Source organism: Streptomyces albus subsp. chlorinus, assembly GCF_013302895.1.
In the GTDB taxonomy this organism is placed as follows: Bacteria; Actinomycetota; Actinomycetes; order Streptomycetales; family Streptomycetaceae; genus Streptomyces; species Streptomyces chlorinus.
Genome location: NZ_VJOK01000001.1, coordinates 2804214 through 2815558 on the forward strand (window position 1 = coordinate 2804214; position 11345 = coordinate 2815558).

Here is an 11345-nt window from a genome sequence, read left to right on the forward strand (position 1 = left end):
CGGAGGAGGCCCGCACGCGCTGCCGCCGCCGGCGCTCCGCGCCCGCCCGGCCGGGCGGGCCGCCCCAGGGTGACCCGCAGCCACACGAGCCGCAGCCGCGCCGCCCCCGGCCGTGCGAGGCACGCCTGTCCCCGCGTGGCCGGTTGCGACACGCCCTAGTCGCGGCCGGTGCGCACCGGGTACTGGAGCTGCTGTGGCGCGCCGAGCGGGCCCGCGCCGCGCTCGGCGCCCGGTTCCGCGGCCTGCGCGCCCTGCTGCGCCGGGCCGCCCTGTACGCGCACTACGCCCTCCAGCGCCGCCGCCCCCTCGACGACCGCCTGGCCGTCTTCTCCGCGTACTGGAACCGGGGTTACTCCTGCAATCCGGCGGCGATCGAGGCGAAGGCGCGCGAGCTGATGCCCGGTCTGCGGACCGCGTGGGTGTGCGGGCCCGCGTACGCGCACACCCTGCCGCCCGGTGTGCGGCGCATATCGCCCGGGTCGGCCGCCCACTTCACGGCGCTGGCCCGCGCCCGCTTCCTGGTGAGCAACGTCAACCTCCCCCACCGGTACGTGAAACGCGCCGGGCAGACCCTCCTGATGACCCACCACGGCACCCCGCTCAAGCACATGGGCCTCGATCTGCTGCCCTACCCGGCGGCGGCCGACGGCATGGACTTCGGCCGTCTGCTGGAGCACAGCGACCGCTGGGACTACAGCCTCTCCGCCAACCCGCACTCGACGCGGGTGTGGGAGCGCGCCTTCCCGTCGCCGTACACGACGCTGGAGTTCGGCTACCCGCGCAACGACGTCTTCCAGACCGCGACCGCCGACGACGTGGCGCGCGTCCGCGCCGAGCTGGGTATCCCCGCGGGCGCCACGGCCGTGCTCTACGCGCCCACCCACCGCGACTACCGGCGCGGTGGGCAGCCGTGGCTCGACCTGGCGCGGCTGGTGGCCGAACTGGGGCCACGCTTCGTGGTGCTGGTCCGCGCCCACTACTTCCACGCCGGCCGGCGGCTGGACTGCCTGCCGCCCGGCGGCCTGATCGACGTCTCCGGGCACCCCTCGGTCGAGGAGCTGTGCCTGGCCTCCGACGTGCTGGTCACCGACTACTCGTCCCTGATGTTCGACTACGCCAACCTCGACCGGCCCCTCGTCGTCCACGCCCCCGACTGGGAGACCTACCGCGACGCCCGCGGCACCTACTTCGACATCACGGCCATGGCGCCCGGCCCCGTGGCGCGCGGCGAGGACGAGCTGATCGACCTGCTGGCCACCGGCGCCTGGGCCACCGAGCACTCCCGTCGGCTGCGCGCCGCCTTCCGGGAACGGTTCTGCCCCTGGGACGACGGGCACGCCGCCGAGCGCGTGGTGCGGCACGTCTTCCTCGGCGAGGCCCCGGACCAGGACCGGAGCCGAGGCCAGGACCGGAGCCGGAGCCAGGACCGGGACCAGTCCCGGAGCCGAAGCCGGGGCCGGGGCCGGGGCCCGAGCCGGCGCGGGGTCGTGCCCCCGCTCGTCCCGCCCGTGGTGCCGCTCGCCGAACGCCGGCCCGCACCCGCACCGGGCCCCGCCCCCGAGACGGGCCCCGCCCCAGGCGCCGCTCCCGATACGGGCCCCACCCCGGGCCCCACCCCAGACCCGGGCCCCGACCCGGGCACCGCCCCGGGCCCCGCAACGCCCGCGCCCCCCGCCCCCGCCCCCCTCGCAGCGAAGGACTGGTGGTCATGCCCCGCTTCAGCGTCGTCGTACCGGTGTTCAAGGTCCAGGGCTACCTGCGCGAGTGCCTCGACTCGGTACTCGGCCAGTCCTTCACCGACCTCGAACTCATAGCCGTCGACGACCGCTCCCCCGACCACTGCGGGGCGATCCTCGACAGCTACGCGGCCCGCGACCCGCGCGTGCGGGTGCTGCACCTGGAGCGGAACGTCGGCCTGGGGCGGGCCCGCAACGCCGGGGTGGAGCACGCCCGCGGCGACTACCTGCTCTTCCTCGACAGCGACGACAGCTACCTCCCGGGCGCGCTGGCGGCCATCGACGCCCAGCTGACCGCGTGCGGCGAGCCGGACCTGCTGGTCTTCGACCACCAGCGGTCCTGGTGGGACGGGTACGCCGAGGCCAGCTCGTTCGGTGACCGGCTGGCCGCCACCGGCACCCAGACGTTCTCGGTGGCCGAGCACCCCGAGCTGCTCCAGCTCTTCCACGTCGCCTGGAACAAGGCGTACCGCCGGGCGTTCTACCTGCGCGAACAGCTCAGCTTCCAGCCGGGTCTGTACGAGGACGCGCCGCTGTCCCACGAGGCGATGGTGTGCGCGGCCACCATCGGCTGCCTGCCGCGCGTGTGCGTCGACTACCGGCAGCGGTACCGGGGTGCCATCACCCGCTCCCCCGGGCGCCAGCACTTCGACATCTTCCGGCAGTACGCCTCGATGTTCGCCTTCCTGGACCGCCGGCCCCGACTGGACGCGCACCGCGCGCTGCTGTTCGAGCGGATGGCCGCCCACCTCGTCTTCTGCCTGCGCCGCAAGGAGCGGATACGGCCCGCCGACCGACGCGCCTACTTCCGGCAGGCCGCCCGGCACTACCGCGCCCACCAGCCGCCGGGCTTCACCCCGCCCCGGCACGCCGCCCGCGACTTCCGGCTGCTGGGGGCGGGCACCGTACCGGGCGTCTACCCCCTCTTCGCCGCCCGCGAAATGGTGCGCCGCGGCGGCGGGCTGGCCCGGCGGGGCGTCCGCGCGGCACGCGGGCGGCTCGTCGCGCGATACCACCGGCTCTACTACGCCCTCCAGCGCAGACTGCCGCTCCAGCGGGACCTGGCCGTCTACGCCGCCTACTGGTACCGGGGCGTCGCCTGCAACCCGCAGGCGATCGAGGCGGCGGCCCGCCGGCTGGCCCCGCACCTGAGGAGCGTGTGGATCGTGCGCCCCGACGCCGTCGCCTCGCTGCCGCCCGGCACCGACCACGTGCTGCCCGGCACCCGGGCCTACTGGCGGGTGCTGGCCCGCGCACGGTACTTCGTCAACAACGTCAACTTCCCCGACCACCTGGTCAAGCGGCCCGGCCAGGTGCACGTGATGACCCACCACGGCACCCCCCTCAAGCACATGGGCCTCGACCAGCAGCCCTATCCGGCCGCGGCCCGGATGGACTTCGGCAAGCTGCTGCGCCGCGCGGACCGCTGGGACCTCAGCGTCACCTCGAACCCGCACTCGGCCGAGGTGTGGGACCGCGCCTACCCGTGCGGCTTCGCGGACCTGCCCGCCGGGTACCCGCGCAACGACCGCTACGCGACGGCCACCGCCGAGGAGATCCGCACCCTGCGCGCCCGGCTGGGCGTCCCGCCCGGACGGACCGCCGTCCTGTACGCGCCCACGGCGCGCGACTACCGCAAGGGCTACCTCCCCCGGCTCGACCTGGAGCGGCTGAGCGCCGGGCTGGGCGAGGACTACGTCCTGCTGGTGCGCACCCACTACTTCTACGGGCGCGACGGCGCGCTGCGCGACCTGCACGACCGCGGACTGGTACGGGACGTCTCCCGCCACCCGTGCACCGAGGACCTGTGCCTGGCGGCGGACGCGCTCGTCACCGACTACTCGTCCCTGGTGTTCGACTACGCCAACCTCGACCGGCCCCTCGTCGTCCACGCCCCCGACTGGGAGAGCTACCGCGACGCGCGCGGGGTCTACTTCGACCTGCTCTCCGGCCGCCCCGGCGACACCCCCGGCCCCGTCACCCGCACCGAGGACGAGCTGATCGCCGTCTTCCGCAGCGGCACCTGGCGCGGCCCCGAGGCCCGCGCCCTGCGGGCCGCCTTCCGCGAACGGTTCTGCCCCTGGGACGACGGCCACGCCGCCGAACGCGTGGTCCGCCACGCCTTCCTGGGCCAGCCCCTGTCGGACCTCCCCCCGGCGACCCCCCTCACCACCCGCCACCGGGCCCCCACCCCGCAGGAGGCCGAGTCCGCATCCCTGTCAGCGTCGCCCACGGTGGCAACAGCCCCCGTTCCGGGGCACCTGGGCCCCGCCCCGAAATCGCTCGGCTGACCTGATGGCGCGCAAAGGAGGACCGGCGTGCCCAGGGGGTCGCAGCGCCGGGCAGCTCGCTGGTCAGCGCGAGGCTTGCACGATCCGGTCACGCAGTGTCTCGTCCAGGATGGTCTCGGCGTCGCGCCATACCGCGGCGGTGACCTCCTCGGTCTGGAGCTCGCCGACATCAGCCGCGGTCCGGAAGAGGAACCGGAAGTCGATGTGCTGGTGCTCCGGCTCGCCTTTGTCGTCGTTGGCGGGGATGGGGTGCACGTCGATGTGAAGCGGGCCCGGCCCGGCCGGGACGATGGCGGAGGCAGAAATGCCGGTCTCCTCGACCAGCTCGCGCCGGGCCGCATCGACGAGACGGGCATCGTCTCCCTCCAGGTGGCCGCCGGGCAGCAGCCAGCGGTCGAGGGCCAGATGCCGAATGTGGAGCACCCGGCCGGCAGGGTCGACGAGGATCGCCCCGGCTGTGGCATGTCCACGAATTTCTTTCCTCGATGTGAGGTCGGCCCCGGCGTCGAGGAGCGCCATTACGGGCGCGAGCCGCCCCATTTCCTCGGGGTAGGTGGTGACGTAGTCGTCAATGGTCTCGCGGATGTGCTCGGCGGTGATCGGCATGGTTCTCCTAGCGGTTGAAATGGTCGAGCCACGTCACGGCGATGGCAGCCCGGTCGGCCGGGCCGACTTCATGCATGCCTGGCCCCAGCCCACCGCGGGCGAGCATGGCAGAAGCTGCCAGGATCTCGGCCTGTACAAGAAAGATGAATGGTCCCACGCCGGCGCCGTGCACGAAGTTGACGGCGTTGCCTCCGTTGAGCAGGTAGAAGTAATGGCCGGTCGTCAGGTACCGGGTGACGTGCGCACCGATCCGCGTACGCTCGTAGACCTCCGGTAATCCATCGAGCTCCAACTCGTCCTCACTGCTTGTCACGGTCGCCACGTAAGTACCGTTGCGCAGCCACTGGAAGTCGTCGCAACGCAGCGAAAGCGAGCCTGTCGCGCACAGCACGAGCTCGGCATCCACAAGGCCGCTTGCGCGGTCGCGGGCTACGGTGAAGCCTTGTGAGAGGGCTTGCGTGTGGCGCACGGGGTCGGTGTCGTAGACAGTTACCCGGACCCCCTTGGCATGCAGGAGACGGGCGATGGAACTGCCCAGCTTGCCGAAGCCGATCACCAGTGCCGTGCGGCCGTGCAGGATGTCGGCGCGGCTGCGCATCAAAGCCTCGGTGGAGAAGACGACCGACTGCCCGACGAGAAAATCTTCGGGGTCCTTGAGCGGGGAGCGGGCCACAGAGACGACCGGGCAGGGAAGCTTGTCGAGTCCGGCATACCTTCTGTGCCCGTTCTCGGTGTCTTCGACGACTCCCAGAATGCGTCCCGAGAACCGGTCACACAGCCCCTCGATGGCCGGAGCGAAATACCCGCCGACGTCCAGCAGTACGATCGACCGGCCTGCGGCACGCGCCTCGATGTACCGCGTGGCGCAATCCACGTCGGAGAACATCTCGCGCGTGAGCCTGTCGCACGTGTGCCCGTCGGCCTCGATCCGGCGCCGCGCCTCGGCATGTACGGATTTCGGCTTGGGCAGTACGGCACGCAGGTCGGTCACGCTCGCGACGCCCCGCACAAACGCCGGACGTTCCGGCAGCAAGTGCGTGATCAGGAACGATTCCGGACGTGCCTCCGGCGTGAAGCGTGCGGCGATCCTGCTGAAGTAGGCGTCCAAGCGTGCACGTTCGAAGATTTCCATTCACCCGGTTCCTTCCAGCTCAGGCTTGAGTGTGAAGCGCAGCCAAACGGTCTTGCCTACGACGTGTTCGGTCACACCCCAGTCGTCCGCCAGTGCCCTCACCAGGCGCAGTCCGCGACCAGTGACCTCATCCGCACCGGAAGACCGGACCTTTGGGCATCCTTCACCGCTGTCCCGAACCTCGAGCCGCACCGATGCGCCATCCATGGCGAGCCGTACGCAGAACTCCCGCCCCGGCGGCACTCCATGGAGCAGAGCGTTGGTGGCGAGCTCGGAGACGCACAGCCGTAAGTCCTCCTGCAGCTCGTCGAGGCCCCACTCCGCGAGGGTCTTGGTGGCGAAGTCGCGAGCAGCACCGACGGAGACGCGCCGTCGGGGGAAACTCCGTTGCCGTGACAAGGACACAGGTGGTCACCGCCCTCTTCCTGGCTTGCACCGAGACGATACTGCTATTCGCATAAAGCAGCAAGGTTGCTGAGGGTGGACACCATGACCGAGTCGCTTACCGTGTAAAGCGGCAAGGCCGGGACATCGGCTCTTCTGGAGGATGCCGTGAGTGACAGAGCTTGGGTCAGCGCCTCGACCTCGTACTTGACGCCGCGCCGGAAAGGACAGCGCGACACCTGGGGTGCCGAGACCGCGGCCGCAGGTCGCCGGGGCAGTCAGCGCATTCTCCGCGCCGGAATGGTGATGGCACCGCCCGAGGTGGCGGAGGCGTTCGGAGTTTCCGAGGCGCAAGAGGTCGTCGTACGCCGAAGGCTCATGCTTCTCGACGACCAGCCCTGCGAGTTGACCGACACGTATTATCCCGCGGACATCGGCCGCGGAACCCCTCTGGCAGAGGCGGCCAAGATCCCCGGCGGGGCGGTTACGTTGCTCGCCGCACTCGGACACAAGGGCGTGCGAGTCCGCGAGGATGTCATCGCCCGGTTGCCGAGCGAGCGAGAACAGGAAGCATTGCAGATCGGCGCCCAAGAGCCGGTTCTGCAGCTGACACGGCTCACGCTGGACGATGAGGACCGGCCCATTCAAGTCGACGTGATGGCGATGCCATCGAAGCGCCAGCGCCTCCGTTACGAACTAAGGATCGAATGACCGTGCCCAAGCCTGAACCGCACGCTCTCGACCGCCGTTCGCTCCACGAGCGGATTGCCGCCGACCTGCGCGACGAGATCATGAGCGGGGACCTCGCCCCAGGTGCCAAGTTGCCGTCAACAGCGCAGCTCAAGTCCAGGTTCAAGTCCTCGAGCGCGACCGTTCAAAAGGCGCTGCAACTCCTCAAGGACGAACGTCTGGTCGTCGGGCGGCCGGGAGCTGCCGTCACCGTGCGCGAGCATCGGCAACGGACCATACGACCAGCCACGTACATGGCACCGGCGGCGACGGGACAGCCCTACCGCTGGCTCACCGAGACCGCGAAGCTCGGGCGAGCGCGCAGCAAACTGCTGGACGTGCGAGAAGCCACGCCCCCGGCGGACGCCCGCCTGGCGTTCGGACTCCCCGAGGGCGGTACCGCCCTTCTGCGCTGCCAACTACTCACGATCGACGACGAACCGGTGGAACTCGTCAAGTCCTACTACCCGCTGGAGCTCGCCCGAGGCACGGCGATGATGGAGCGCCGCAAGATCAAAGGCGGCACACCCACCCTCCTCGCGGAACTCGGACATCCACCGCGACTCAGCGTGGACCGGGTCTCCGCACGAGTCCCCACGCAAGAGGAATACAGCGCTCTGCAACTTCCCGGCAGCCTTCCCGTACTGCGCACCCTGCGCGTCGTGTACAGCGATCGTGAGCGGCCCATCGAGGCAACCGTCATGGCAAAGGCCGGCCACCTCTACGAGTTGCAGTACGAGTTCCCCCCTGAGTGACGACGCCCGGTGAGCGCAAGCAGCGCAGGGGGCTCACCATCAGGCAGGGAACGGGTCAGCCCCCGACGGCGTCCGCGCCTCTGACGGGGTGCGTTCCGCGGGGGTCGAGGGGGTCCGTGTCCGGGTGGCGGGGGAGGGGGCGGACCGGGGTGCGGAGCCAGCGGGCCAGGGCCGAGTGGCGCAGGGTCCTCAGCGGGCCGGCCTCGGCGGGGCGGCCGGCCAGGGCCTCGGCCTCGCCGCGCCGGGCGAGTTCCAGGGTGCGGCGGCGGGGCGGGTCGAGGCGTTCCAGTACGCCGTCGCCGTACGCGCTGATCAGCCGCGCCGCGCCGGTGCAGACGGCCTGCCGTTCCTCGGGCGGGAGGGCGGCGAAGTCGGGGCCGAACAGCTGGCAGACCTCGACGTGGAAGTGCCGCCGGTGGAAGGCGTCGCGCAGCGGGCCCGGCGCCAGCAGGCGGCAGGTGGCCTCGAAGAGCCGTTCGGTGCAGCGCAGCCGGGTCAGGGGCCCGGCCCGGTAGGTGATGTTGCTGGAGTCGGCGCGGCGTACCGCGAAGTAGTGCGGCTGGTCGGCCAGGACGGAGATGCGGGAGGCCCGCACGCACGCCTCCAGGACGAACGGCTGGTCGCTGAAGGCCGGCATGGTCTCGTCGTAGCGGATGCCGTGCTCCTCGATCAGGGAGCGCCGGAACAGCTTGGTGTTGGACAGCGCCCACGGCAGCCCGTCGCCGACCAGCCGGATCGCCGGGGCGGTACGGGTGAAGACCCCGGTGGGGACGGTGCGGTCGCCCACGGGCACCATCTTGCACAGCAGCACGTCCGAGCCGCAGTTGTCAGCCATGGTCACCATGCGCTCCAGCGCCTCGGGGGCGAGGTGGTCGTCGGCGCCGAGGAAGAAGACGTACCGCCCGCCGGCCACCTCCAGGCCCCGGTTGCTGGGTGCGGCGGGTCCGCCGGAGTTGGGCTGCCGCAGGGTGGTGAAGAGGCCGGGGTGGCGGGCGGCGTACCGCTGGATCTCCTCGGTGGAGCCGTCGGTGGAGCCGTCGTCGACGAGCAGCACCTCCATCCGGCGCTGTCCGATGGTCTGCTCGACGAGCGAGTCGAGGCACCTGGTGAGGTAGGGCATCGTGTTGTAGACGGCGACGACGACGCTGACGTCCGGAGCCTCGCACACCCCCGCACCCGCTCCGGTGGTCATGTGCGCACCGCCCCGCGTCCGGCCCCGCGCCCCGTCACCCGCCCCGCACCGCGCCGCGCCCCGCGACCCGCGCCGCGCCCCGCCCCGTCCCCGACGACCACCCGCCGCACTCCGGCCCACAGCGCCGGGTCGGTGACGCGGCGGCCGTCCACCAGGACCCGCACCCCGGGCAGCTGGTCGGCGGACAGTTCGCGGTAGGCGGCGTGGTCGGACTGGACGACGGCGGCGGTCACCGGCTGCCCGGTCCAGGGCCGCAGCCCCATGTCGGCCAGCTCGTGCGGCGTGAACAGGGGGTCGGAGACATAGGGGCGGGCGCCGCGCTCGCGCAGGGCCGCGACGGTGGGGAAGACGCCGGAGAACGCGGTCTCCTTCACCCCGCCCCGGTAGGCGGCGCCCAGCACCAGCACCTCGGCGCCGGCCAGGTCGCCGTAGGCGTCGGCGAGGAGGCCGACGACGTGGGCGGGCATGGCCTCGTTGGTCTCGCGGGCCGCGCGGACGACGGCCGCCTCGGGGTCGTTCCACAGGTACATGCGCGGGTAGACGGGGATGCAGTGCCCGCCCACCGCGATGCCGGGGCGGTGGAGGTGGCTGTAGGGCTGGGTGTTGCAGGCGTCGATGACGGCCTCGATGTCGACACCGGCCCGGTCGGCGAAGCGCGCGAACTGGTTGGCGAGCGCGATGTTGACGTCCCGGTAGGTCGTCTCGGCCAGCTTCGCCAGCTCCGCGGCCTCGGCCGAGCCCAGGTCCCACACCCCGTTGGGACGGGGCAGGTCGGTGCGCGGGTCGAAGTCGAGAACGGACTCGTAGAAGCGCACCCCGTCCTTGGTGGAGGCCGGGCCGATGCCGCCGACCAGTTTGGGGTAGCGGCGCAGATCGGCGAAGACCCGTCCGGTGAAGACCCGTTCGGGCGAGAAGACGAGGGAGAAGTCCCGCTCGGGCAGCAGTCCCGAGCCCTCCTTGAGCAGCGGCGCCCAGCGGTCCCGGGTGGTGCCGACGGGCAGGGTCGTCTCGTAGCTGACGAGCGTGCCGGGACGCAGACCCGCCGCGACGGCCCGGGTCGCGGCGTCCATCGCCCGGAAGTCGGGGGTGCCCCGCTCGTCCACGAAGAGGGGGACGACGATCAGGACGGCCTCCGACTCGGCGACGGCGGCCGCGGTGTCGGTGGTGGCGGTCAGTCTGCCCGCCGCGACCGCCTCGGCCAGCCGTTCGGCCAGGCCCTCCTCACCCGGGAACGGTTCCCGGCCCTCGTTGACGCTCGCGACCACGCGCGCGTCGGTGTCCGCGCCCGTCACCCGGTGCCCCCTGGCCGCGCACTGCACGGCCAGTGGCAGCCCGATCTTCCCGAGCGCCACCACACAGATCCGCATTGCCGTCTCCTTCTGGCTGGTCGGTCCGGTCCGGTTCCTGCGCACGGCCCGCACGGGCCGGCCGGGCCGAGCGGTCCGGTCTGTCCGGCCGGTCCGGCCGGTCGTGCAGCAGCCCGGTGTAGAGCGCGTCGAGGGTGTGTGCCTGGGCCTCCCAGGTCCACCGCTCCAGCAGCCCGGGGCGCGCGTAGGCCGCGCGGTAGCGCTCCGGGTCGGCGAGGACGGCCCGTACCGCGCGGACGTAGTCGGCGGTGTCCTCGGCGCGGAAGACCTCGCCCTGGCCGGTCTCGCGGGTGGTGGCGGCCATCGTCTCCACGTCGCTGACCACCAGCGGCAGCCGGGCGTGCGCGTACTCGAAGAACTTGGTGATCAGCGCGATCTCGTGGTTGGGCCAGTGGTGCAACGGAATCGCCCCGGCGTCCGCCTCCGCGAGGAAGGGCACGACCTGCTGGTAGGGCACGTACGGCAGGATGTGCAGCCGCTCGGCCACCCCCAGCCGGGCGGCACGCTCCCGCAGCTGCTTCGGATACCCGGCCGCGGGCTTGGGCACCACCAGCGCGGTGTGCACCCCGGGCAGCCGGGGCAGCGCCTCGACCATGGTGCCCAGGCCGCGCTGCGGCGCCGCGGCACCGCTGTAGACGACCAGCGGGACATCGGGGCCGATGCCGCACAGGGCGCGCAGGCCGGGCACCTTCTCGTCCGGGTCGCCGCGGGTGGCGCGGGCCTCGGGCGCGTTGAGGACGACGACGGGGTCGGCGCGCAGCCCGTGCCGGCGGCGCAGCAGCGCGGCCAGCCCCGCGGAGACGGTGACGGCGGCGTCGGCGTACGGCGCGTACTCGGCCTCGTGCGCCAGGTGCGCGGGCAGCCAGCGCACGTCGTTGTGCCAGGGGCGGACGCCGGGCAGGAACTCGTGGGCGTCCCACACCAGTTTCACCGCCCTGCCCTCGGCCGCGGCCCGGATCTTGGCGCGGGCGCCGACGCCCAGCATCCGGAAGTCGTGGGCGTGGATGAGGTCGGGCCGCAGCTCGTCCACGACCCGGCCGTAGGCCAGCTCGAAGTCGTAGAGGCCAGGCCAGAGTCCGCGCCAGCAGCGTTCCCGCAGCACGCGCTGCCACAGGACGACGGCGGCGCGGTCCGCGAGGGTGCCCGCGGCGCG

9 protein-coding genes and 1 pseudogene are annotated in these 11345 nt (G+C 72.3%); 4 read left to right on the forward strand and 6 right to left on the reverse strand.

Features of this window, described 5'->3' with window-relative positions:
* The coding region (locus FM076_RS12625) for a CDP-glycerol glycerophosphotransferase family protein (protein WP_173870359.1) at positions 1 to 1814 on the forward strand (1814 nt) is incomplete at its 5' end.
* A complete protein-coding gene (locus FM076_RS12630) occupies positions 1709 to 4027 on the forward strand; it encodes a bifunctional glycosyltransferase/CDP-glycerol:glycerophosphate glycerophosphotransferase (RefSeq protein WP_173870362.1) in 2319 nt (772 codons plus the stop codon). The genes FM076_RS12625 and FM076_RS12630, both read left to right, overlap by 106 nt.
* Positions 4028 to 4090: 63 nt before the next feature.
* Here FM076_RS12630 and FM076_RS12635 read toward each other — a convergent pair whose 3' ends face one another.
* From FM076_RS12635 to FM076_RS12645, 3 genes are read right to left on the reverse strand one after another with little or no spacing between them, the layout of a single operon-like run.
* Positions 4091 to 4633, reverse strand: coding sequence for an NUDIX hydrolase (locus FM076_RS12635; RefSeq protein WP_173870364.1), 543 nt, complete (start codon positions 4631 to 4633; stop codon positions 4091 to 4093).
* A gap of 7 nt (positions 4634 to 4640) precedes the next feature.
* Positions 4641 to 5765: an adenosylhomocysteinase gene (locus tag FM076_RS12640; RefSeq protein WP_173870366.1), complete on the reverse strand. Its 1125-nt coding sequence runs from the start codon at positions 5763 to 5765 to the stop codon at positions 4641 to 4643.
* Positions 5766 to 6170 carry an ATP-binding protein gene (locus tag FM076_RS12645; RefSeq protein ID WP_173870368.1) on the reverse strand — a complete coding sequence of 135 codons (405 nt, stop codon included), beginning with the start codon at positions 6168 to 6170 and terminating at the stop codon, positions 5766 to 5768. It lies immediately after the preceding gene.
* A 147-nt stretch (positions 6171 to 6317) separates the two neighbouring features.
* Here FM076_RS12645 and FM076_RS12650 point away from each other — a divergent pair, with 147 nt between their 5' ends.
* Both FM076_RS12650 and FM076_RS12655 read left to right on the forward strand, forming a co-directional pair.
* Positions 6318 to 6860, forward strand: a complete 543-nt coding sequence (locus FM076_RS12650) for a UTRA domain-containing protein (RefSeq protein ID WP_173870369.1) — start codon at positions 6318 to 6320, stop codon at positions 6858 to 6860.
* Positions 6857 to 7633, forward strand: a complete 777-nt coding sequence (locus FM076_RS12655; protein ID WP_173870371.1) for a GntR family transcriptional regulator — start codon at positions 6857 to 6859, stop codon at positions 7631 to 7633. The genes FM076_RS12650 and FM076_RS12655 overlap by 4 nt, the downstream gene beginning before the upstream one ends.
* A 55-nt stretch (positions 7634 to 7688) precedes the next feature.
* Here FM076_RS12655 and FM076_RS12660 read toward each other — a convergent pair whose 3' ends face one another.
* From FM076_RS12660 to FM076_RS12670, 3 genes and pseudogenes are all read right to left on the reverse strand, one after another.
* Complete coding sequence (locus FM076_RS12660) at positions 7689 to 8825, reverse strand: glycosyltransferase family 2 protein (protein WP_173870373.1); 1137 nt, start codon at positions 8823 to 8825, stop codon at positions 7689 to 7691.
* An 89-nt stretch (positions 8826 to 8914) separates the two neighbouring features.
* Positions 8915 to 10144, reverse strand: a pseudogene (locus FM076_RS12665) (nucleotide sugar dehydrogenase); the annotation flags it as partial.
* Positions 10047 to 11345, reverse strand: a 1299-nt coding sequence (locus FM076_RS12670) for a glycosyltransferase family 4 protein (protein WP_345944972.1), incomplete at its 5' end; no start/stop codon positions are given. The pseudogene FM076_RS12665 and the gene FM076_RS12670, both read right to left, overlap by 98 nt.